We start from the raw sequence: 22,083 nt of genomic DNA, 5'->3' as shown, positions 1-22,083 counted from the left end.
ATCGAGATGGAGTAAGACGTGACAGCCAGCACGACCGCGGAGAAACTCGCGGACCTGCGTTCCCGCCTGGAAAAGGCGCAGGACCCGGGCAGCGAACGGGCCCGGGCCCGCCGTGACGAGGCCGGTCGTTCCACTCCACGTCAGCGCATCCACCGGTTGCTCGACGAGGGCTCCTTCATGGAGATCGGCGCCCTGGGCAAGACCCCGGGCGATCCGGACGCGCTCTACAGTGACGGCGTGGTCACCGGCTACGGGCGTATCGACGGCCGTCCCGTCGCCGTCTACGCCCACGACAAGACCGTCTACGGCGGCTCCGTCGGCGTGACCTTCGGCCGCAAGGTCTCCGAGGTCATGGACATGGCCATCCGCATCGGCTGCCCCGTCATCGGCATTCAGGACTCCGGTGGCGCCCGCATCCAGGACGCCGTGACCTCGCTGGCCATGTACTCGGAGATCGCGCGCCGCCAGCTGCCGCTGTCCGGCCGGTCCCCGCAGATCTCGATCATGCTGGGCAAGTCCGCCGGTGGCGCCGTGTACGCCCCGGTGACCACCGATTTCGTCGTGGCCGTCGAGGGTGAGACCGAGATGTACGTGACCGGCCCCAACGTGATCAAGGAGGTCACCGGCGAGCAGGTCACCTCCGCCGAGCTCGGTGGCGCCCGCCAGCAGGAGCTCAACGGCAACATCTCCGCCGTCCTCGGCGACGAGAACGAGGCCTTCGACTACGTCCGTGAGTTGCTGGAGCACCTGCCGTCCACCTGCTTCGACGAGGCCCCCGTCCTGGAGGCGCCCTCCGACGCCGAGGTCTCGGAGGCGGTGGAACTGGACGAGTTCATGCCGGACGACACCAACGCCGGCTACGACATGATGGACCTGCTGGTCCAGCTGGGCGACGACGACAACCTCATCGAGGTCCAGCCGAACTACGGCCCCAACCTGATCTGCGCCTTCGGCCGGATCGACGGCAGGGCCGTGGGCTTCGTGGCCAACCAGCCGATGGTCTACGCCGGCTGCATCGACGCCGAGGCCGCCGACAAGGGCGCGCGTTTCATCCGCACCTGCGACGCCTACAACGTGCCTGTCGTGTTCATCGTGGACACCCCCGGCTACCTGCCCGGCGTGGAGCAGGAGAAGCAGGGCCTGATCCACCGCGGCGCCAAGCTGGCGTTCGCCGTGGTGGAGGCCACCGTGCCCAAGGTGACGCTGATCGTGCGCAAGGCCTACGGCGGCGCCTACGCCGTCATGGGGTCGAAGAACCTGAGCGGTGACATCAACCTGGCCTGGCCCACCGCCCAGATCGCCGTCATGGGTTCCGCCGCGGCCGTGGTGATGATCCAGGGCAAGCAGCTCGACGCCGCCCCGCCGGAGCAGCGCGAGTACCTCAAGAAGGTCTTCATGGACTTCTACGACGAGAACATGACCAGCCCCTACGTGGCGGCCGAGCGTGGTTTCATCGACGCCATGATCCAGCCGAAGGACACCCGCATCGCCCTGCGCCGGGCCCTGCGCCAGCTGGAGACCAAGCGCGAGGAAGATCTGCCGAAGAAGCACACGATCGCGCCCTTGTAGGTTTCGGTTGTTGTCGGGCAGGTAGCGGAAACCGCCGGATTGTCCCTTCTCCGGCGGCCTATTGGCCCGGTTTCCGCTACCTACCCGACAGCCTTCCTCCGGAGCAGCCCGGAAAGCTCACCTCGACACCGGCACCCACCTGCCGGAGGTTCGCCAAAGGTATGATCACTCAGCCCTTCTCCGCCCCGCTGCGGGAAAGGTGAGAAAAACCTGCGGAAAATCATGAGAAAGAGCCGCGGGCGCTCTCCGGTTGTGTCATAGTTGGCGCAGCTGCCCTCCCGCGCAGACGCTGTATCCGGCTCGGCTCCGGGTGCAGACTTCCTGACTCAGAAGGAACCGCATGCCGCGCCTGCCTGACACCGCCCGCCGCTTCATCCCGCACGCCTCGTCCGCCGGTTCCGCCGGAGTTACCGCCCCGGCTGCCAGCTCGGAAACCGGTACGGTCTTCCGGATCCACCGCCATGTCGACGAGGAGCTGGTGCAGCAGTGGCAGCAGCTGGCGGAGGACCACGGCACCCGCTTCGCCGCCCGCCCCGCCTATGGCCTGGGGTGGCACGAGGCCCTGGGGAAGGGGCGGCTGGCCGTGGCGACCCTCCACCGCGGCGATCAGTTGGTCGGCGTCTTCCCGCTGCATGTCCGCCGGCGGCTGGGGATCCCCAGCCACCGTTGGCTGGGGCACGGCCTGGGCACCGTCGGGGAGACGGTGGCGGAGGACGCCACGGCCCTCGATGAGCTGCTGGCCGGGCTACGGCGGGCCGGGGTGCAGCTCGAGCTGACCCACGTGGCGGAGGGTGCACCCTTGCTGGCCGCGTTGCGCCGCAGCCCGGACTGGGTGGTGGAGTACCGGGCGGACGAGTACTGCCCGACGATCGCCGTTCCCGCCGGTACCACGGTGCGGGACCTGCGCAGCGCCAAGACCCTGCGGCGGTTCCGGGTGGCCCGGACACGTGCCGCGGAAAACCACGGGCCGGTGGAGTTCGTGACGGTCCGGTCCCCGGTGGACGTGGAGAAACACTGGTCTGATCTGCTTCGGGTGGTCTCTGCGGCGTTGCGGGAGAACCCGGCCAACCGCCTGAACTTCTTCACCGGCCCGCACGGGGATTTCACCCGGCGGTTCCTGCACCGGGAGGCGGAGCAGGGGCATCTGCTGCTCAACGCCCTGACCGTGGACTCCACCTGGGTGGCCTTCGACGTGCTGCTGCAGACGGGCAGCCGGGTGGAGGGATGGCTGACGTTCTTTGACCCGGCGTACCGGAAGTACATTCCGGGGCACCTGCTGACGGAGCGGCTCGTCGACCACCACGATGAGCTGGGGATCACGGAGATCGACCAGATGATCGGCCGCAATCCCTACAAGCAGGACTGGCAGACCGCGGAGTACGTGGTGGGGACGGCGCGGGCGGTGCCGGCGGACCGGGCCTGGCTGCTGCCGGTGGCCCGGCGGCTGGAAAACGGTATCGCGGCCGCACGCACCGGTGTCGGCAGGGGCCGGGGAAAGCTCGCCGAGCTGGCCCGGCGGCGGGGCCGGGCCTCCGCCTGAGATGGCGGCACCCTGGGCGCGCTGGGGCCGTGCCCACTGAACGGGAACTACCCCCGACATCAGCCTCCCGGTTCACCGGCAAGCCGCCGACAAGCTGAGACAGAAACGCAAGCAGAGCGGCTCTGGTAGGAGGATTTCCGCGGGGTGAGAATAGACGGGAAATCCTTAAATATGATCATAACCAGCAGGTAGGTGCCTTTTAATAGCATCATTAAGCCGAATAGTGACCCCTTTTTCCGGGGCTTAAAATTATCTGAACAAATAATGTGCAAAAGGGTTCTCTTCCAGGGTTTCCGTGTGCCATAGTGAGCGCAGCCGCCTTCGCGGGCCGGGTGCACCGGACGTCGCTCGGGTAGGTGTTCCATTGCGATAGAAGGACAACCCGTGACACGCCGCCCTGACCGCATCCCCCGCTTTCTGTTCGTCAACGAGAACATCGGCGGGCACCGCACGGTGCACCGCTCCCTGCGGAAGATTTTCGCGGACCACACCGATGTCGCCGTCGAATTCCTCGACGGCGAGGACCCCGGCCTCCTCGGCAAGATCCTACGCGCCCCGATCCCGGGTCTGGCCCGCCTGGACCTGGACCTGCAGCCCCTGCGGGGACAACTGGTCCACTCCTGGCGCATGCGTCGGAAGGTCCGCGCCCGGGTGGCCCGCGGGGACATCGACGCGATGCACGTCTACACCCAGAACACGCTGCTCGGCGGGGCGAAACTCCTGCGGGAGACCCCGACGGTCATCACCACGGACAGCACCGGCCGACTCAATGTGTTCAGCATCCCCTACCGCACCCCCACCCGCTTCACGGTGCCACTGAGCCGGGTGAACCTCATCTTCGAGCGCCCGGTGCTCAAGGCCGCGGCCACGGTTTTCGCCTGCTCGGCCAAGGTTGCGGAGTCGTTGCGCTCGGCGGACTATGAACTGCCGCCCCAACAGGTCGCCCGCCTGGAGATGGGCGTGCATTCGCCCTATTTCGCGGCTCCGTTGCCGCCGCGCGATCCGTACCGCACCCCGACCATCGTCTTCGTCGGGACCTCCCTGGAGCGCAAGGGCGGCACCCTGCTGCTGGAGCTCTGGCGCTCCCGGTTCCGGCAGCGGGCGAACCTGACGCTGATCACCCTGGAGACCCCGCCCGCGGAGGAGGGGCTGACGGTGATCAATGATCTGCAGCCCGGCGAGGACCGGCTCTGGGAGATCCTGGCGGACGCCGACATCTTCTGCCTGCCGTCCCTGATTGACCAGGCCCCCAACGCCATCCTGGAGGCCATGGCAGCCGGCCTGCCGGTGGTCGCCCACCCCAACGGTGCGATCCCGGAGATGGTCCGCGACGGCGAGACGGGCTTCCTGGTCGACGCCACCGAGCCCGGCCCCGTTGCCGCGGCACTGGAGAAACTGATCGCGGATCCGGAGCTGCGGGAGCGTCTGGGGCAGGCCGGCTACCGGCATGCCCGGGAGCACTACGACATGTCCCGCTCCGCCGGACAGATCATCACGGAACTGCGCCGGGCCGCCCGGGTGATGGGGGAGCAGTCCCCGGAAAACCTCACCTTCCGCCTGCACCACCACGTGGACGTACAGCTGCACCGCCAGTGGGAGGATCTGGCGGAGCGGCACGGCGGGACCTTCGGGGCCCGTCCCTCCTACGCCCTGAACTGGTACCGGACCCTGGGCAAGGGCCGGCTCGCGGTGGCCACCGTCCACGACGGCGGGCAGCTGGTGGGTCTGCTGCCGCTGCACACGCGGCGTCGGCTGGGGATCACCACCTACCGGCTGCTCGGCCACGGGCTGGGAACGATCGGGGAGGCCCTGGCGGCCGACCGGGCGGCACTGGACGCCCTGGTACTGGGGCTGCGCCGGGCGCGGGCCCTGCTGCGGCTGACCCATGTGCCGGCGGACTCACCGCTGCTGCGCGCCCTGCTGGACAGCGGGACCTGGACCGTCAACTACGACGTCGACGACCACTGCCCGGTCATCGCCCTCCCGGACGCCACCACCGCCCGGGACCTCCGGAGCCGGAAGTCCCTCAACCGGCTCCGGACCTCCCGGAACCGGGCGGAGCGGGAACTGGGCGCGGTGGAGTTCCACACCTACCGGCAACCGGCGGATCTGACCGCCTGCTGGCCGGAGATGACCCGGGTGGCGGCGGCCGCCCATGCTGCGGAGACCGCGGAGCGCCTGAACTTCTTCGACGCCGGGCACCGCAAGTTCACCCGGGAGTTTCTCCGGGCGGAGGCCGAGTCCGGCCGCCTGCTGATCATCGCCCTGACCGTGGACGCCGCCTGGGTGGCCTTCACCGTGCTGCTGCGGACCGGGGACCGCGCCGAGTTCTGGTTCACCCGCTTCGATCCGGCCCACCGCCCGCTGGCCCCGGGCCATCAGCTCTGGGAGTACACGGTCAACCACCACGCTGAGCTCGGCCTGGCCGAGATCGACCTGATGATCGGCCGCAACGCCTACAAGGCCGACTGGCAGACCAGCGAATACGAGGTGGGGACCGTGCGGGCGACACCCGCCACCCGGGCCTGGCTGCTGCCGGTGGAACAACTGGTGTCCCGCGCCGCCGAGTCCCTCCGGCGGCTCAGCACGGGGCAGCGTACCGGCCCCGTTGCCCCGGCCGGCCCTGCAAGCGGCGGGCCCCGCACCACGCCGGCACCCACCGCGCCGGAGCAGGTGGCGTCATGACCGCCCACGACGCCCGCCGCGGCTCCCGGCCGGCCCCGGAGCGGGAGGAGCAGGAGGGGCAGGAGAGGCAGGGAGCGGCGCCGGGTGAGGGGCGGCGGCTGTTCAGCAGCGGTAGCGCCCTGATCCTCGGCCGGCTGACCACCGCCACCTTCGGCTGGGCGGGCAGCGTCATCATGGCCCGCTCCCTGACGGGGGAGGAATGGGGACAGTACTCCTTCGTCTTCGCCCTGCTCGGGATCCTGGACGTGGTCACCGACCTCGGCGTCGGCCGGGTGGTGCTGGCCCGGCTGGGGTCCGGGCGGGCCGCGGAGGTCTCCCGGATCGCCGGCTCCTTCATCATGCTGCGGATCCTGCTGGGTTTCCTCGGCTACCTGATCGCGGTCGCCTATGTGTACCTGGCGGGGCTGTCGGTCCTGGTGCTGACAGCCGCCGTCCTGGCGGGGACCACCGTGCTCCTGGCCACCCCGGCCAACGCCCTGTTCGTGCTCTACCAGTCCCGGCTGCGGCTGACCTACGTGGCGGTGTGGGACATCATCGGGCAATGCGTCCAGTTCCTCCTGATCGTCCTGGTCGCGCTCACCGCCCCCGGCGTCCTGGCGTTCATCCTCCCCGCGATCGTGCGGGAGATCGTCATCATCATCGGTCGGGGCATCGGCGTCCCCAAGCTCTTCGCCCCGGGCTTCCGGCCCTCCTTCCGCTCCTTCACCGCCTACTGGGGGGAGATGCTGCGGGAGGCGGTCCCGATCTCCATCGGGCTGGCGCTGCTGACCATGCTGGAACGCATCGACACCCTCATGCTCGAGCAGCTGGACACCTACGGGGCCGTTGGCCAGTACGCGATCGGGTACAAGTTCTCCGACCTGCTGTGGCTGGTGGTCAGCGCGCTGGCCATCCCGTTCACCACGGTCCTGATCCGGGCCTGGCCGCATGACCCGGAGACCTTCCGCGCCCGGTTCCACCAGGCGCTCAGCGTGGCCGCGGTGCTGGGCGGCGGGGCGGTCGTCGTCTTCTGGCCGAGTGCGGCGGCCGTGATCACGCTGCTCTACGGCTCGGACTACCTGGCCAGCGCCACTGCCGCCGCCCTGCTGGTGACCGGCTCCGCGCTGTCCGGGCTGAACTACGTGGTGGTCACCGCCCTGATCGCCGCGACCAGACTCCGGGTCTTCCCGTGGCTCGCGGCGGCCGGGCTGGTGCTCAACGTGGCGCTGAACCTGGTGCTGATCCCGCTGCGCTCGATCGAGGGAGCGGCGATCGCCACGGTGATCACCCAGGTCGTGGTGCTCGTCGCCATGCTGCTGCTGTTGCGCGGCAGCCTGCGGATCCCGGGGATCACCCCCTGGTCCGTGCTGCTGCGGCTGAGCCTGCTGTCCGCCGCGGTGGCCGTGCCGGCGGTCCTCCTGGTCGGGGAACTGCGGGTGCCCGGGGTACCGGCCGCCGTCGGGGCGGGACTGGTCTACCTGCTGCTGGTCGCGGCCACGGAACGCCGGGCCACAACGGTGATCTGGCGGCACCTGCGGGCGCGCCTCCGCCCGGGCCCCACAGCAGCGCAGGAGGGGGAACCTGATGCGTCCTGAACAGTTCACCGCACCGGTGGCCGGCCACCTGCTGCGCTCGGGCATCGTGCTCGGCTACCACGACATCATCGCCGATTCCGCCCCCGTCTACCGCTACGCCGTACGCCGGAGCGTATTCCGGCAGCAGCTGCGCACCGTCCGGTCCCTGGGCTACCGGTTCGTCCCCTTCGCCGAGCTCAGCGCGGGACTCCTCCGCGGCGAACCGGTGGCGGGGCTGGCGGCGGTGCTCTTCGACGACGCCCTGGTCGGCGTGTACCGCCACGCCCTGCCCTGGCTGACGGAGCAGCACACCCCCTGGACCCTGCTGCCGGTGACCGCCCGACTCGGCACGGCCCCGCCCTGGTGGGCACCGGCCGACCGGACGATGACCCGCACCGAGGTCACCGAGGCCGTGGCCGCCGGCGCCCAGCTGGCCGGGCACACCGCCACCCACCCTTCCCTGCCACAGCTTTCCGACGCCGCGGTGCGCGAGGAGCTGACCCGCTCCCGGGAGCTGCTCTCCGAGTGGGGGAACCGGGAGGTCACCGACCTGTGCTATCCCTTCGGCCACCAGGACGCCCGCGTCCGGGCCCTGACCGCGGCGGCCGGTTACCGCACCGGCTGGACCTTCACCAACGGCCGCTGCCGCGCCGGGGATGAGCCGTTCCGGTTGCACCGGATGGCCATGCACGACGGCCTGCGCGGGCCCACCTGGTGGAAGACGCTGCTGCGGCCGCACTGGACCTGGCCGGCGGTCACCGACACCCCCGCCAGCCCGGCCGGGAGGCCGGCATGATCGCCCTGCTCAGCACCGCGGTGCTCTGTGTCCTGGTGTTTGTCCTGTCGCTGCGCCGCCCGCAGTGGGGGCTGCTGCTGATCGCCGCCCTCGTGCCCTTCCACGGGGTGTTGTTCATCGCGCCGGTGCTGGCCACCTTCTGGAAGGAGGCCGCGGTCTGCACCGTCGTGGCCGCCTGCTTCTTCGCGCCGCTGCCGCGGGGCCGGGCCGGCGTGGTGCCCTGGTTGGCGCCCGCGGTGCTGCTGGTGATCTTCGGGACGGTCTCCGCGGTGCTGGTCCTCGGCCCGGCGGCGGGCTTCCCGGTCAAGATCGCCTTCTTCTATCTGCTGCCGGTGGTGGTGGTCCACTACTTCCCGTTCACCCGGGCGGACAAGGACCGGCTGGTCACGCTGCTCCTGGCGACCGGGGTGGTCAGTGCCGGGTACGGGCTGTGGCAGCAACTGGCCGGTGGCTGGGCCTTGGCCGATCTGGGTTACGAGTGGAATGAGCACATCCGCTCGGCGGGGCCGCTGCTGCGCAGCTTCGGCACCTTCAACCAGCCCTTCCCCTTCGGCTTCTTCCTGATGCTGGTGCTGGTGGTCGGCGGGGCGGCCGCGCTGGCGGAACCGGGCCGCCGCCGTTCCCGGCTGTTCTGGTGGCTGGCGCCGGTGCTGCTGGTGGCCATGGCGTCCTCGGTGGTCCGGGCCAGCATCGTCGGCCTGCTGACCGCGGTGATCGTCCTCGGGGTGGTGTTCCACCGCCGCCTCCTCGGCTACCTGGCGGCCCTGCTCGGGCTGGGGGTGTTGGCGGTCCCGGTGGCGCTCGCCCTGGACCGGAACGGGGCACTGGCCACCATGCTGTCCTCGACCAGTCTGGCGGAACGTGGCGGCCACTGGTCACAGACCCTGCCGCAGCTGCTGGTCCACCCCTTCGGCAACGGGTTGGGCACCACCGGCTCGGCGGCCCAACGGGTGGACGCCCTGAGCAGCTCGCTGAGCCGGCTGTACCAGCCGGACAACCAGTACCTGAAGATCGGCCTGGAGTTGGGCGGGGTGGGACTGGCGCTGTACGTGGTGGTCGTCGGCATCGCGGTGGTGGTCCTGTACCGCCTGATCCGTCTGCAGCCGGACCGCTTCGAGCAGGCGGTGACCGCCGCGGCCCTGGCCGTGACCCTGGCCGCCTGCGTGGCGGGGATCTTCGCCACCTACCTGGAGATCTTCCCGCTCGACTTCTACTTCTGGCTGCTGCTGGCGGTCGGCGCCTCGGTGCCCTCCCCGGTGGCCGCCCGTCTGGGCGGCTGGCGGCTGCCCCAGCCTCCCGTTCCCCGGCGGGCCCGCGGCGCCCCGGGCGGTGCGGCTGGCGCGGAGGACACGGGAGACACGGCGTCGTCACGCAGTCAGCACCGGGGTGCCGTACCCGCATCCGCCCCCGTTTCTTCCCCGCCGCAGACCGGCACAACCGAAAAGGACACAGTCGATGAGCGTTAACCAACCGGCCGCGCCGGTGCCCCATACCCCGGGACCGTTGGACCTGGGGCTGGTGGCCGCCGCCTTCCTCCGTTCTGTAACGATCGCGCTGGCGGTCGGGGTGGTCGCCGGCGGCGCCACCGGCGGGGTGCTGACCCAGCTCGATCCCGTCTACGAGGTCACCACCGACGTCGGCCTGGGGGCCGTGTCGAACCCGGACCTGAACCCGGAGTCGGTGGCCCAGCTGGTACCGCTGTACCTGTCCATCGCCGAGGACACCGAGACCGCCGCGGCGGTGGAGCAGGCCACCGGGGTGAGGGACCCGGAGATCAGCGCCACGGACACCTCGGTGGCCGGGGTCATCCAGGTCAGCACCACCGGCTCGAGCACCGAGCAGGCCCGGCAGCTGGCCGACGCCGCGGTGGCCGCCCTCCAGGAGCGCAGCGGCCGCCTGCACGCCGACTCCGTCAGCACCCTGACGGAGCAGGCCGCGGACCAGACCACGGCGCTGCGGGAACAGATCGAGCAGCGCCGGGCCGCCGACCGGGACGCGGACGTCTCCGACCTGGAATGGCAGATCGAGCTCATCAACCAGGACCTGAACGAACAGCTCCCGGAGAGCATGCTGCCGGTGCAACTGTCGCGCTCGGGCGGCGAGGATCCGGTGTGGCCGCGCCCCCTGCCCACGGGCGTGGTCGTGGGACTGATCGCCTTCCTGGTGGCGGCCATCCCGCTGACCTGGTGGCGGATGCGCCGCCACCACCGTGCGGACCGGTTCTGGCTCCGGGGCGTCGCCCACCGCTTCGGGGTGCCACGGGAGTTCGGTGCCGCCGACCGGGGCTTGACCCCGCTCGCGGAGTCGCGGGCCGCGGCCGTCCTGGCCGCCGGCGACGAGGTGCTGCTGCTCGGACGGGTGGACCCGGGCGAGGCCTTCGCCGCCTACGCCCCGGAGCGGATCCACCAGGCCGGGTGGCGGGACCACTGGTGGCGGGACCTGGACCCCACCCGGATCGGGCTGGGGGTGGTGGTCATCGACCACCGGGACAACCGGGCGGATCAGGCGGCCACCGCCGTACAGCGCCTGGTGGACAGCGGGATACCGGCCTACGTGGTCGTCCGCTCCGGCAAGCGGAACGAGGAGTAGGACCATGGACAACATCGCCATCGTGCACGAACGCTGGACCGACATCGCCGGCAGTGAACACGTGGTCCGGCAACTGGCCCAGACCTGGCCCACAGCCGCCATCCACGTGCCCTTCGCCAAACCGGAACTGGTCCCGGCCGACCTGGCCGACCGCTTCCGCACCGGCCGGCTGCAGGGCGCCTACCGGGCCCTGCGGGAAAAGACCTACGCCCCGCTGCTGCCCCTGGTGCCCACCGCGCTGCGCCGGGGCAGCCTGGCGCAGGACACGGGTGCCGACGCCGTGGTGGTCAGCCACCACGCCTTCGCCCTCGCCGCGGTGGGGGCCCTGGACGTGCCCTCGGTGGCCTACGTCCACTCCCCGGCCCGCTGGGCCTGGGACGCGCAGCTGCGCCGCGGGGAGGCCAGCGGCCTGCTGTCCGGGGCGGCGCTCAGGATGCTCGCCGCGCGGGCGAAGGCCAATGAACTGGCGTGGGCCCCGCAGGTCACCGGCATCGTGGCCAACTCCACCGCGGTCCGCGAGCGGATCCGGCACCGCTGGGACCGGGATGCCACCGTGGTGCACCCGCCGGTGGACACCACCTACTTCCAACCCGGACCGGGCCCCGCCCGGGGCGACTACTTCATCTCCGTGGGCCGGCTGGTGCCCTACAAGCAGGTGCCCCTGGCCGTGGCCGCCGCGGTCCGCGCCGGGGTGCGGCTGATCGTCGTCGGTGACGGCCGCGATCTCGCCCGCGCCCAGTCCCTGGCCGGCCCGGGCGTGGAGTTCCGCGGGCGGCTGCCGGGGGAGGAGATGCGCGAGCTGATCCGCGGCGCGCGGGCGCTGCTCATGCCCGGCGAGGAGGACTTCGGGATCGTGCCGGTGGAGGCCATGGCCTGCGGCACCCCCGTGATCGCGCTGGGCAGGGGCGGGGCGCTGGACACCGTGCGCCCCGGCGTGACCGGGGAACTGGTGGCCGGGGACACCGACGAGGAGGTGGTGGCCAACCTGGCGGCGGCCCTGCGCGACTTCGACGACACCCGCTACACCACCGCCCGGCTGACGGCCTGGGCCGGGGAATTCTCCCCCGCGAACTTCCGGCGGAAGATGGCCGACGTGGTGGCCGGGGTCCTCGCCGGGTAGTCAGAGCAGCCCGGCGTAGACCTCGGCGGTCCGCTGGGCGGTGTCGGCCCAGCTCAACCGCGCCGCCTGCGCCTCGGCCGCCGCGCGCAGCTGCGCCCGGTGGGCGGCGTCGTCGAGCACCGGACGCAGGGCCGCACGCCAGCGCTCCGGATCCAGCCCCTCAACCACCACGGCGCCCTCCCCCACGGCCTCCGGGATGCCGCCCACCGCGCTGGCGACGACGACCGCTCCGCAGGCCATCGCCTCCACCGGTGGCAGACCGAACCCCTCATAGGAGGAGGCGTAGGCGACCACGTCCGCCGCCCGGTAGAGCGCCGGGATGTCCGCCAGATCCACATAACCCAGCCCGATCGAGCCCTCCGGTCGCCCGGGGCCGTCGGTGCCGCCCCCCGCCAGTACCAGTGGCACCCCCGTGCCCCGCAGCGCCGCATTGACCACGTCCGGGCGCTTGCGCGGTTCCAGCGTCCCCAGTTGCAGGACGAAGCGCTCCGGCAGCCGGTACTTCTCCCGGACCCCCGCCACCGCCGCCGGGTCGGGCACCCGCGCCCAGGCGGCCGGGGCCAGCGGCGTGACGGTGGCCTCCCGGCCCGTCAACGCCTGGACCCGCTCGGCCGTGAACGCGGACACCGCGATGATCGCGTCCGCCCGCCGCAACGAGCGGCGCAGTAGCAGCCGTTCCCCGGCGGCCCGCATCCGCGACATCGCCCAGGGGGTGTCGAACACCGACATGTCGTGCACGGTGGCCACCGTCGGGCTGCGCTGCCCCACCGGCAGATCCACGTCCAGGGAGTGGAACAGGCCCGCCGGGACCGGCTGGAGTCCCAGCCAGGCGCGCCGGGCCCCGGAGCTGACCGGACGTGGCAGCGCCCCGACCGTCTCCGGTAGTTCGCCGACCGCATCCTGCTGGACCACCGCGTGGCGGGCGGGCAGCCCCTCGATCCGGGACAGCGCGCGGATCAGTTCGCGCTGGTAGGTCTGCACACCGCTGCCCTGGGGCCGCAGCGCCAGGGCGCCTAGTACGAGTGTGTTCATCCGCCACTTCCTCCGACCACGGCCCGCACCGTCAGCACCATCACCTTGATGTCCAGCCAGGGCGACCAGTTCTCGATGTACCAGTTGTCATAGAGCACCCGCTCGCGGATGCTGGTGTCCCCGCGCAGGCCGTTGATCGCCGCCCAACCGGTCAACCCGACCGGAACCCGGTGACGGTCCACGTAGTCGGGGTACTGCTGCGCGAACTTGTCCACGAAGAAGGGGCGCTCGGGCCGGGGCCCGACCAGGGACATGTCCCCGCGGAAGACGTTGTGGACCTGGGGCAGCTCATCCAGGGAATAGCGGCGCATCACCGCCCCCAACCGGGTCAGCCGCTTGTCACCGGCGATATTCCAGTGACTGTCCGATTCAGCCCGGTCCACCGGCAGCAGACTCCGGAACTTCAGTACGTCGAAGGGCCTGCCGTCCAGCCCGATGCGTTCCTGCCGGAAGAGGACCGGGGCGCTGCGGCAGTCCAACTTGACCGCCAGGGCCAGCGCCAGCAGCAGCGGGGAGAGCAGCACCAGGGCGGCGCCGCTCACCAGGATGTCGAAGGGCCGCTTGAAGTGCCAGCCCAGGGAACGGTGCGCGGCCCGTGGAATGTGCCGCAGCGCCAGGGCGCCGAGCAGCTCGGTGGTGTGGTCGCCCCGCTGGTCCGCCAGCCGGGGCACGATGTAGAACTCCGCGTCCTCCCGCACACACGAGCGCAGTACCCGCAGCAGGTGTTCATCGGAGTAGCGGCTGAAGGCGACGATCACCACGGAGACCCGGTGGCGTCGGATCAGCTCGCCCAGGTTGTCGTCCAACCGGTCCACGCCCAGGTCGTCGCCCTCCGCGCCGGGTTCGATCTCCCGGTCGGCCAGGACCACCGGCAGGAGCCCGTAGCCGGGGTGCTCCCGCAGGTAACCGGCCAGCTCCCGGGTGGTTTCCGCGGAGCCCAGCAGCAGCGTGCGTTCCAGCGTCGCCGGATGCTGGGTCCGCCGGAAACGGGCGGCGGCGGCCAGCACACCCCAGGATCCCACCAGCCCGCCGGTGACCAGCGCAGTGACTACCGTGGCATCGGCCGTGCTGATCGGGTTGACGATGTCGGTGACCAGGAAGGTGCTCAGAGCCGCCACCGGCAGCAGCCGCGGCAGCTCATCGAGCAGCGAGAGCCGCAGCCGGAACCGGTAGAACCCGGGCACCAGCTGCAGCACCAGCACGACGCCCAGGGCCGTGAGCCAGGGGCGGGACAGCCCGGCGAGCAGGCACACCGTCAGGACCACCAGACCGTCCCCGCACCGCTGGGACAGCCGGGGCACCCGCCTGCTGAATCGGGAGCGGGGCCGGATGTTCTCCCGGGGTGCCGGCTGTTCCGGCTGCTCCGGAGGGGAAGTCAGAGCTCGGGCGGTCTCCGGTGCCACGGCGGCCGCTGCCGCCACCGGGTCCGGCAGGGAAATTCCGGGGGAGTCCGTCGCCGGCGCGATGCCGCGGCGCCGGGTGGTCTCCGGGATGTGGGAGACCATCACGCACCTCCGCCCGGGTGGCGCGCGGGCGGGTGCGGGAGGAACGGTACAGCCATCAACATCGAGAGAGCCGGCAACATTGAGAGCTCCTAGCAGCGAAGGGTTGGCGGGGAGGGGAACAACCGGAAAGAAATTCACTCCGGAAGTCCGTCAAAATAATTATCGAGAAAAGAAGCATATTCATTAGCGGAATTCCGCTCCTTTTCTGTCTGGTTTTTCACCATAGTCACCAGATGAGAAGAAATGAAGCAAATTAAAGTATTCTATTTAAAGGAATACCTTTAAATGGCGGAGGGGCAGGTGGTTTGAGAATTAGGGATTATCTTTATTCCGTCGAATAATTGAGAGATCTCCTTCCATGTCCGTGCCGTGCGGCGGGTGGGGAAATGATCGCCCCAAAGTTCGGGGGCAGGATAATGGGTGGCAGGTTATTGCAGGTATGCGCCGGTCTTGTCGGGTTTCCGCTTGGGTCTCCCTGTGTCGGCTGTGAAGCGGGGAGGGGTTTCCGGAGGTGGAATTGTTCCGTTTCCGCGGCCCCGGATATGCAGGCGGTGGAAGATTAATTGTGTGACCTTTTCGTGGCGGGATAAATGGCCGAAAGATGGCACCTAATTGGCTACTTAATGTTGTTTTGATATGTTCATTAAAATTTCCCGCAAGTAGATGGTAAAAGGTAGTCCTTTTGAATCATTCAATGAGGGTATTCTCGTCCCGCGCGGCCACAAATATGATTAAATTGGGTCGGGAAAGTTGTTTCTTCCTTTCCGGCACCCATCCCCGGCCCGGTTCTCGTGCGCCGCTTTCCACGGAGGTAACCCACCATGCACCTTGTGGCCGTCAACGCCGGCGCCGATGTCTCCGGCGCGGAGCGCGTGCTGGTCGACCTGCTGCGCCGGGCCCACGCCGACGGGGCCCGCGTCACCCTGGTCTGTCCCGACGGGCCCCTGCCCGAGCTGCTGGGGGACCGGGTGGAACACGTCACCGTGCCGCTGGCCCGGTTGGGCGGGGCGCGGGGGTTGCGCCGCGTCCGGGAGATCGCCGGACTGCCGTTGTCCTGGTTCCGTTCGGCGCGGACCCTGCGCCGGGCGGCCGCGGGGGCGGATGCCCTGGTCAGCAACTCCACCTTCGCCCTTCCGGCGGTGGGCCTGGCCTATCCGCTGGCCCGCCGCTGCCGCCGCCGGGGCCGGAACGTGCCGGGCACCATCACCTGGCTGGTCCACGACACAGTGACCACCACGAAGCAGCGCAGTGTCCTCCGGCTGGGTGCCCATGCGCTGACGAAGGCGGTGGCGGTCTCGGCGGTGACGGCGGCGTCGGTGTCAGCCCTGGTGCCCCGGGTGGAGGTCCGGCCCAACGGGGTCGAGGTGCCGGAGCGGATGAGCGGGGGCACGGCGGCGGTTGCCGGGCAGCCGACCGTCGGGATCCTGGCGGTGCTCACCGAGTGGAAGGGGCACGAGATCCTGCTGGAGTCGATCGCGGGGCTTCCGGAGGTGCGGCTGGAGATCGCGGGCGCGCCCTTCCCCGGCTCGGAGGAGTTCGCCGCCCGGCTGCGGGAACGGGCCTCCCGGCCGGACCTGGCGGGACGCGTGCGGTTCCTCGGGCAGGTGGACAAGCGCGACGTCTTCCCGCGCTGGCACGCCCTGATCTCGGCGTCGACCTCCCCGGAGGCCGGCCCCCTCGGGGTGCTGGAGGGCATGGCCCACGGCGTCCCGCTGATTGCCACGGATCACGGCGGCTCGGCTGAATACCTCAGCGACGGCGCAGGCCTGCTGGTGCCACCCGGAGACGCCCCGGCGCTGGCGGCCGCCCTCCGCCGACTGCTGGCGGACCCGGATCTGTCCGCCCGCCTGCGGGAGCGGGCGCGGCAGCGGGCCAGCACAGACCATGACCGGACGGACACCGTCCCGCGGATGCTGGCGGCGTTGTGTGATGGTTAAGCACCGCCGTCCCGCCCGTCCCCGGGACCCGGCCTGGCCCATCACCCTCCTGGCGGTCCTGCTCTCCGCGGTGGCGGTGCTGGCGATCACCGGTCCTCTGGGTCAGCGCTTCGAGCGCACCCCGGTGGCCATGCCGGAGGACGGGACCACCGGCTGCACAGAGCTCGGAATGGCCGGCCCCTACGACTGGGAGTTCGCCACCGAGACGGAGTTCCGGACGATGGCCCACGAGATGTCCCTGCTGGGGGCGACCTGGATCCGGCTGTCCGCCACCTGGCAGGAGATCGAACCCGAGCGCGGCCACTACGACTGGTCCGGCCTGGACCAGCGTCTGAACATCGCGCTGGACGCCGGCCTGCAGCCGATCCTGCTGATCCACACCACCCCGGACTGGGTGGCCGGTTTCGGGGTGATCGGGAGTGGAGCCGCAGCGGAGTACGCGGACTTCTCGGCCGCAGTGGCCGAACGCTACCGCAGTGAGGTCGCGGCCTATGAGATCTGGAACGAACCGAACCTGGCCCGCTTCTGGCCGGACCCCTCGGCGGAGTCCTACGCGGAGCTGCTCACCGCCACCGCTCCGCGCATCGCGGCGGCGGACCCGGACGCGGAGATCATCGCCGGGGGACTGGCTCCGGCCGCGAACATCCCGGACTACTCGGTCTCCGGGTACACCTTCCTGGAGCGGCTCTATGAGCTGGACGCCCTGGGGGACACCACCGCGATCGCCATGCACCCCTACTCCTATCCGGAGCGGCCGTCGGGCACCTCCCGGTGGAACACCTTCCGGCAGTTGACGGCCGTCAAGGAACTGATGCGCGACAACGGGGACGGTGGCAAGCGGATCTGGCTGACCGAGTTCGGTGCGCCCACCCAGGGGACGGAGGGCGTGGGGGAGGAGGAGCAGTCCGCCATCGTCACCGAGGCGCTGCAGCTGGTGGCCGATGACCCGGCCCTCGGCCCGATCTTCATGTACACGCTGTACGACCTGGACCTCGGGGAGGAGGACCACGAGTCCCACTTCGGCCTGCTCTACGGGCCCGGTCGCCCGAAGCTGGCCTACCACGACCTGAGGGCCACCGCCGCGGAGTGCGCCGGGCGCGGCGTCGACTAGCGGCGCTGTTGTCTGCCTCACGCCGCAGCGGTGTGCCGGACCGCCTGCGTTGCGCGGCACCCCGGCCCAATTAAGCTGGCCCGCATGTCGACCAGCACCGTCATGCCCCGTTCCACCCGCCCCAGACCCGCCGCCCTCGGATGGCGCGTGGCGGAGCTCGCGGCCGCGGTGGTGCTGGCCATGGCGGTGTCGACGCTGGTGCTGCAGGTGGTCGAGCGGCTGTCGGTGCCCGAGCCCTCCCACATGGACAATGCCCGGCTGTCCTTCATCACCTGCGCCTGCGTGCTCGCGGTCGCGGTGGTGGCGTGGCTGCACCACCGCTCGCGCTCCGGGGCGTCGGGCATCATCGCGTGGGTGGTGCCCACGATCTCCGTCGCGGTGATCGGCTGCGCCCAACTTGCGGTCCTGTTGCGCGGTACCCCGCACTACCTCTTCGGCCTGTCCGGTGACCAGAGCTTCCGCGTGCCCTACCTCGCCCGGCTCGCCGAGTCACCCCTGCTGCGCGACGTCTTCTACCCCGACGCCATCCCCTATTACCCGCCGCTGTGGTTCTGGCTGGGCGGGCGCTACGCCAACCTCGCGGGGCTGGACGGCTGGGAAGCCTACAAACCCTTCGCCCTGGCCAGCATGTCCGCCGTGGCGGCCATCGCCTTCGTGGGCTGGCGCTGGCTGGTGGGAGTACCCACCGCCGGACTGATCGCGGCGGCTACCGCGGCCGTCGGCGCCCACTTCAACGCCTACGAACCCTACTCCTGGGCCGTGATCGCCGTGGTACCGCTGCTGTGCGTCTGGACCGTGCGCACCACCGCCGCGCTTATCGACGCCGCCCCCGGCACCGCGTTGCGGCAGGCCCTGCGGCCGGCGGTGTTCCCGGCACTGATCATCGGCGCGGTCCTGGGGCTGGCGGCGATGACCTACACCCTGGTGGCGGCCGTCGCCTGCCTGTCCGTGGCGCTGGCCGTGGGGACCGTGGCGCTGGCGAAGGTGCGCAACTGGGGTGCCGGCCTGCTGGTCCTGGCCTGGTTGGTGCTCACCGGCCTCGTCGCCCTGGTGGTGGCCCTGTTCTACTGGGGCCGCTACGTGTGGGCCCTGCTCACCGGCACGCCGCACGCGCCGTCGGTGGCCACGGACTTCCTGCCGGAGAACGCCAGCACCCTGAGCCTGCCCTTCACCGACCCGACCGCCTTCGGCCTGGCCGCGCTGCTGGGCCTGGTGGTGCTGACGGTCGCGGCCGGGGCGTGCTGGCGCCGGTGGCTGAGCGAGGGGCCGGCCGACACTCCGCTGCTGATCTCCACGGGGCTGCTGGTGGCCACCGGAACCGGTTACCTGTGGTCCCTGGCCTCCCTGGCGCGGGCCTTCACCGACTCCACCCTGCTGGCCTTCCGCATGGTCCCGCTCATCACGCTGTCCCTGGTCATCGGTGGAGTGTACTGGCTGTGTCAGGAACTGTTCCACTACCGGTCCGTGGGAGAACGGCTCGGTGGCTGGACCGCACCCCTGAAACCCACCGCCGCCGTTCTGGTGGTGCTGCTGGTGATGGGCATGGCCCAGTCCGTGTCCGCCGAGAACCGGGAATACTCCCAGATCGCCCACGGCAGCCACCCGGAGCAGCAGGCCGAACTGCTGCGCACCTTCGATGAACTGGTGCCGGCGGAAGCACGCGCGGACACGGTGGTGCTCAGTTCTGAACCGAAGCTGTTCGCCTACCGCGACGTCTTCTCCTTCCAGGCTCCCGGCGAGGCCTACGCCACCCCCTTCGCCCGCTACCCCGAACGCAACGAGGAGATCCACCGCTTCGCCGAGGCGGGTTCCCCGCAGGAATTGATCGCTGCCCTGGACTCCTCTGAGTTCGAGGCGCCGGACGTGTTCATCCTCAACCGCGATGAGCACGGCCTGCATTACCCGCTGTTTGTCAACCAGCTGCCCCTCCTGTCTGCGGACAGCCGGGAACCCGTCCACTTCAACGAGGCCGCCTTCGCCGATCCGGAGGTATTTGAGCACCGTACCGCAGGTCCGCTGGAGATCTACGTCCGACGTTGAGGGATTTTCCTGGCCGCCGTGTAATAAAACGGGTGACGGGTGACGATATACCCGGCAGAAGTACGATCACCCGAGGATCGCTTGAGGTTTGCTCGAGGATCGCTGGAGACCACCTGAATAACAAGGAGTTAGCATGCTGAGCATCGCGCTGGATCTGTCCACCGAGATCATCAACTGGATCGTCATGATCGGAAACCAGATCGCCTACATGATGACCAACGCTTAAAGCAGGTGCCGGTGGCTGGCTTGCTGCCGGTGGTGGCATCGGCGCTTGCCGGGCCGGGCTGAGAAACCAGCCGCTTTTCCTCCCCGGTTCCGGGGAGGGGAGGCGGCTGGTTCTGTTTTCCTGCTGCTGGGGTCCTGGGGATTGGTGGGGTGTCGTTTAGGTAGCGGCTACTGGCGGTTTGTGGCCTTCTGGGGTCCACAATTCCTTGTTTTCCGCTACCTGCCCGACAAGAGTGGGGAGGGGTGACGGCTGGGGCCTGGGGATTGGTGGGGTGTCGTTTAGGTAGCGGCTACTGGCGGTTTGTGGCCTTCTGGGGTCCACAATTCCTTGTTTTCCGCTACCTACCCGACAAGAGTGCAGTAGAAACCACCCCACCGGCCCGAACCGGGGATTTCCAGCCCTCTGCCAGGGGAATCGTCCATTTCTTGCCCTGGACGGGGTGGGTTAGTCTGGGATTCATGGACTTCCTGCAATCCCTCATCCTCTTGATTCACATTCTGGGCACGGCCGCCATCGTGGGCGGCTGGCTCGCCACGTTCCGGAAGCCGACGGTGCTGCAGTGGCAGCACATCGGCGCCTGGGTCCAGCTGGTCTCCGGCCTGCTGCTGGTCGGCATCGCGGAGATGGGTGACGGCACGGTCAACCACATGAAGATCGGTATCAAGCTGGTCATCCTCATCGCCATCCTGGTCACCGCGATCATCGGCCGCCGTAAGGTCGCCAAGGATCAGCCGGTGCCCACCGGCATTGCCCATTCCGTGGGCGGTCTGGCTCTGATCAACACCGCCATCGCCGTGCTCTGGTAATAGCCGGAGCAGCGCAAGGCGCCGGGATCCTCCGTTGCGGATCCCGGCGCCTTTTTCACGCCTCGGGGGCTGTTCAAGCAGCCGAAAACTACTTCTTCAGCTTGGCCAGGCCGCGCCAGCCCAGCAGGAGGATTCCCGACATCACCACGGCCACGATGATGAAGGACCAGTGCGGGACATCGTTGTTGCGGATTCCCCAGATCACCAGTCCGACGACCGCGGTGATGATCCAGGTGGCCACTCCCACCGGCCAGACACGCAGGGCGTTCCAGCGGGCCAGCAGAATCACGATCCAGCTGACGGCCACCCCGACCAGGAAGGGCCAGAGGGTGGACAGCCACCCGACGAAGGTGAAGGGCATGTCCTCGCTCTGGTGGGCCAGGCGGGCGAGCAGCGCGAAGACGGCGATCGCCACCACGTCGAGGGCCAGGGCGGGGTACTGAACTTTCAAGACTGCTCCTTAGAACGATGGTGCTGTGAGTCTATCGCCGCCGGCTTCCCCTCAGAAACCATTTCAGAATCCCCCGGGGAACCATCCTCAGCCCGCGCCGAGAAGCCGCGGCGGACGAAGTACAGGAAGTACACCAGCCAGCCGATCAGGGTCATCAGCGCCAGGGAGATCAGCCGGTAGATGATCACGGTCCCGGTGGCGTCCACCACGGTCATGCCCGTGGCCACCAGCGTGGTGGTCAGCGCGGCTTCCACCGGGCCGAGCCCGCCCGGGGTGGCCTGCACGGAACCGGCGATCTTGGCGGTGACATAGGCGAGCAGAACACCCACCACGGTGGTGTTGTCGGCTTCCGGGGTCAGTATCGGGACACTGCCGGTCACCGCCCACACGCAGGCCCACAGGGTGGCGATGTCAAAGAGCCGGTTCAGCAGTGACCACAGGGAGATCGCGCCGAACTGCCCCAACGTCAGAGAGACGTTGTCCATCTGGTTGATGTGGCGTACCACGGCCTCGATCCCGGCCTGCGGGTCCCGGCGCAGGGCCCGGTTGAGCCGCGGAATCAGCGACTCGGCCCAACGGCGTAGGCGGCGCGGGTTCTGGGCCGCCCAGTAGACCAGCCAGCTCAGCCCGGTCATGCAGAGCAGCGTGATCCCGAGCGACCAGAGGCTGATGTTGGCGCCCAGGAAGAACACCCCGGCGATGCCGAGGACCACCAGCCACATCGTGGACAGGGCCGAGGAGAGCACGAAGAACCAGGAGCACAGGATCACGCTGGCCCCCCACTTGCGCTGGACCTGGAAGGTCAGCACCGCGGAGAACGCCGGGCCGCCGGGGAAGGTGGCGGACCACGCGTTGGAGGCGAAGGTCAGGGCGGTGGTGTCCACCCGGGAGATGTAGGTGTCGCCGGCCCGCATCAGCAGGTGCATGACCTCGGCCATGGCGAAGAAGGAGATCACGATGACCACGATGGCGATCACGACGCCCAGCGGATTGGCGTCCTCGAGCGCCGCCCACCCCTCGCCGATGAAGTGCAGTTGGTCGCGGAACAGCAGCAGCACCAGCCCCAGGATCACCAGTGGCGCGAGCCACTTGACCCAGGGGTTGGTCAGAAACTGCCGCATCC

16 protein-coding genes are annotated in these 22,083 nt (G+C 69.8%); 12 read left to right on the top strand and 4 right to left on the bottom strand.

The features are described from left to right. The first annotated feature begins 18 nt into the window (after positions 1-18). From ACQCVD_RS13295 to ACQCVD_RS13260, 8 genes are all read left to right on the top strand, one after another. Positions 19-1,569: an acyl-CoA carboxylase subunit beta gene (locus ACQCVD_RS13295; RefSeq protein WP_426824256.1), complete on the top strand. Its 1,551-nt coding sequence runs from the start codon at positions 19-21 to the stop codon at positions 1,567-1,569. A gap of 340 nt (positions 1,570-1,909) precedes the next feature. Further along, on the top strand, positions 1,910-3,109 hold the full coding sequence (locus ACQCVD_RS13290) for a GNAT family N-acetyltransferase (protein ID WP_426824255.1): 1,200 nt from the start codon (positions 1,910-1,912) through the stop codon (positions 3,107-3,109). A gap of 384 nt (positions 3,110-3,493) precedes the next feature. Beyond that, a complete protein-coding gene (locus ACQCVD_RS13285; protein ID WP_426824254.1) occupies positions 3,494-5,794 on the top strand; it encodes a GNAT family N-acetyltransferase in 2,301 nt (766 codons plus the stop codon). Next, positions 5,791-7,368, top strand: a complete 1,578-nt coding sequence (locus tag ACQCVD_RS13280) for an oligosaccharide flippase family protein (RefSeq protein ID WP_426824253.1) — start codon at positions 5,791-5,793, stop codon at positions 7,366-7,368. The genes ACQCVD_RS13285 and ACQCVD_RS13280 overlap by 4 nt, the downstream gene beginning before the upstream one ends. Beyond that, positions 7,358-8,143, top strand: a complete 786-nt coding sequence (locus tag ACQCVD_RS13275) for a polysaccharide deacetylase family protein (RefSeq protein WP_426824252.1) — start codon at positions 7,358-7,360, stop codon at positions 8,141-8,143. The genes ACQCVD_RS13280 and ACQCVD_RS13275 overlap by 11 nt, the downstream gene beginning before the upstream one ends. After that, complete coding sequence (locus tag ACQCVD_RS13270) at positions 8,062-9,609, top strand: O-antigen ligase family protein (RefSeq protein ID WP_426824251.1); 1,548 nt, start codon at positions 8,062-8,064, stop codon at positions 9,607-9,609. Before ACQCVD_RS13275 ends, ACQCVD_RS13270 begins: the two co-directional genes overlap by 82 nt. Beyond that, positions 9,599-10,732: a hypothetical protein gene (locus ACQCVD_RS13265; protein WP_426824250.1), complete on the top strand. Its 1,134-nt coding sequence runs from the start codon at positions 9,599-9,601 to the stop codon at positions 10,730-10,732. Before ACQCVD_RS13270 ends, ACQCVD_RS13265 begins: the two co-directional genes overlap by 11 nt. A 4-nt stretch (positions 10,733-10,736) precedes the next feature. Beyond that, complete coding sequence (locus tag ACQCVD_RS13260; protein ID WP_426824249.1) at positions 10,737-11,852, top strand: glycosyltransferase; 1,116 nt, start codon at positions 10,737-10,739, stop codon at positions 11,850-11,852. Here ACQCVD_RS13260 and ACQCVD_RS13255 read toward each other — a convergent pair whose 3' ends face one another. Beyond that, the gene (locus ACQCVD_RS13255; RefSeq protein ID WP_426824248.1) at positions 11,853-12,884 is read right to left on the bottom strand and encodes a glycosyltransferase family 4 protein; all 1,032 of its coding nucleotides are present in this window, start codon (positions 12,882-12,884) and stop codon (positions 11,853-11,855) included. Continuing rightward, positions 12,881-14,389, bottom strand: a complete 1,509-nt coding sequence (locus tag ACQCVD_RS13250; protein ID WP_426824247.1) for an exopolysaccharide biosynthesis polyprenyl glycosylphosphotransferase — start codon at positions 14,387-14,389, stop codon at positions 12,881-12,883. Before ACQCVD_RS13250 ends, ACQCVD_RS13255 begins: the two co-directional genes overlap by 4 nt. Before the next feature lie 821 nt (positions 14,390-15,210). Here ACQCVD_RS13250 and ACQCVD_RS13245 point away from each other — a divergent pair. From ACQCVD_RS13245 to ACQCVD_RS13230, 4 genes are all read left to right on the top strand, one after another. Next, a complete protein-coding gene (locus ACQCVD_RS13245) occupies positions 15,211-16,326 on the top strand; it encodes a glycosyltransferase family 4 protein (RefSeq protein WP_426824246.1) in 1,116 nt (371 codons plus the stop codon). Further along, positions 16,319-17,437 carry a cellulase family glycosylhydrolase gene (locus ACQCVD_RS13240; protein ID WP_426824245.1) on the top strand — a complete coding sequence of 373 codons (1,119 nt, stop codon included), beginning with the start codon at positions 16,319-16,321 and terminating at the stop codon, positions 17,435-17,437. Before ACQCVD_RS13245 ends, ACQCVD_RS13240 begins: the two co-directional genes overlap by 8 nt. A gap of 84 nt (positions 17,438-17,521) precedes the next feature. Then, positions 17,522-19,477: an arabinofuranosyltransferase gene (locus tag ACQCVD_RS13235; RefSeq protein ID WP_426824244.1), complete on the top strand. Its 1,956-nt coding sequence runs from the start codon at positions 17,522-17,524 to the stop codon at positions 19,475-19,477. 684 nt (positions 19,478-20,161) lie between these two features. Continuing rightward, the gene (locus ACQCVD_RS13230) at positions 20,162-20,509 is read left to right on the top strand and encodes a hypothetical protein (RefSeq protein ID WP_426824243.1); all 348 of its coding nucleotides are present in this window, start codon (positions 20,162-20,164) and stop codon (positions 20,507-20,509) included. 88 nt (positions 20,510-20,597) lie between these two features. Here ACQCVD_RS13230 and ACQCVD_RS13225 read toward each other — a convergent pair whose 3' ends face one another. Continuing rightward, complete coding sequence (locus ACQCVD_RS13225) at positions 20,598-20,960, bottom strand: DUF3054 domain-containing protein (RefSeq protein WP_426824242.1); 363 nt, start codon at positions 20,958-20,960, stop codon at positions 20,598-20,600. Beyond that, positions 20,957-22,081 carry a lysylphosphatidylglycerol synthase transmembrane domain-containing protein gene (locus tag ACQCVD_RS13220; RefSeq protein WP_426824270.1) on the bottom strand — a complete coding sequence of 375 codons (1,125 nt, stop codon included), beginning with the start codon at positions 22,079-22,081 and terminating at the stop codon, positions 20,957-20,959. The genes ACQCVD_RS13225 and ACQCVD_RS13220 overlap by 4 nt, the downstream gene beginning before the upstream one ends. Between the last annotated feature and the right edge of the window lie 2 nt (positions 22,082-22,083).

The organism is Corynebacterium halotolerans (genome assembly GCF_050107895.1).
GTDB classification, from domain to species: domain Bacteria; phylum Actinomycetota; class Actinomycetes; order Mycobacteriales; family Mycobacteriaceae; genus Corynebacterium; species Corynebacterium halotolerans_B.
Note: the sequence above shows the minus strand (reverse complement) of the source record. Positions and strands in the feature narration are given on the sequence as shown.

Bases quoted from the DNA above. Each gene is read 5' to 3' on its own strand.
- ACQCVD_RS13290 (WP_426824255.1), top strand. From the start codon at position 1,910: ATGCCGCGCCTGCCTGACACCGCCCGCCGCTTCATCCCGCACGCCTCG.
- ACQCVD_RS13280 (WP_426824253.1), top strand. From the start codon at position 5,791: ATGACCGCCCACGACGCCCGCCGCGGCTCCCGGCCGGCCCCGGAGCGG.
- ACQCVD_RS13275 (WP_426824252.1), top strand. From the start codon at position 7,358: ATGCGTCCTGAACAGTTCACCGCACCGGTGGCCGGCCACCTGCTGCGC.
- ACQCVD_RS13265 (WP_426824250.1), top strand. From the start codon at position 9,599: ATGAGCGTTAACCAACCGGCCGCGCCGGTGCCCCATACCCCGGGACCG.
- ACQCVD_RS13260 (WP_426824249.1), top strand. From the start codon at position 10,737: ATGGACAACATCGCCATCGTGCACGAACGCTGGACCGACATCGCCGGC.
- ACQCVD_RS13255 (WP_426824248.1), bottom strand. From the start codon at position 12,884: ATGAACACACTCGTACTAGGCGCCCTGGCGCTGCGGCCCCAGGGCAGC.
- ACQCVD_RS13250 (WP_426824247.1), bottom strand. From the start codon at position 14,389: ATGGTCTCCCACATCCCGGAGACCACCCGGCGCCGCGGCATCGCGCCG.
- ACQCVD_RS13245 (WP_426824246.1), top strand. From the start codon at position 15,211: ATGCACCTTGTGGCCGTCAACGCCGGCGCCGATGTCTCCGGCGCGGAG.
- ACQCVD_RS13240 (WP_426824245.1), top strand. From the start codon at position 16,319: ATGGTTAAGCACCGCCGTCCCGCCCGTCCCCGGGACCCGGCCTGGCCC.
- ACQCVD_RS13235 (WP_426824244.1), top strand. From the start codon at position 17,522: ATGTCGACCAGCACCGTCATGCCCCGTTCCACCCGCCCCAGACCCGCC.
- ACQCVD_RS13230 (WP_426824243.1), top strand. From the start codon at position 20,162: ATGGACTTCCTGCAATCCCTCATCCTCTTGATTCACATTCTGGGCACG.
- ACQCVD_RS13220 (WP_426824270.1), bottom strand. From the start codon at position 22,081: ATGCGGCAGTTTCTGACCAACCCCTGGGTCAAGTGGCTCGCGCCACTG.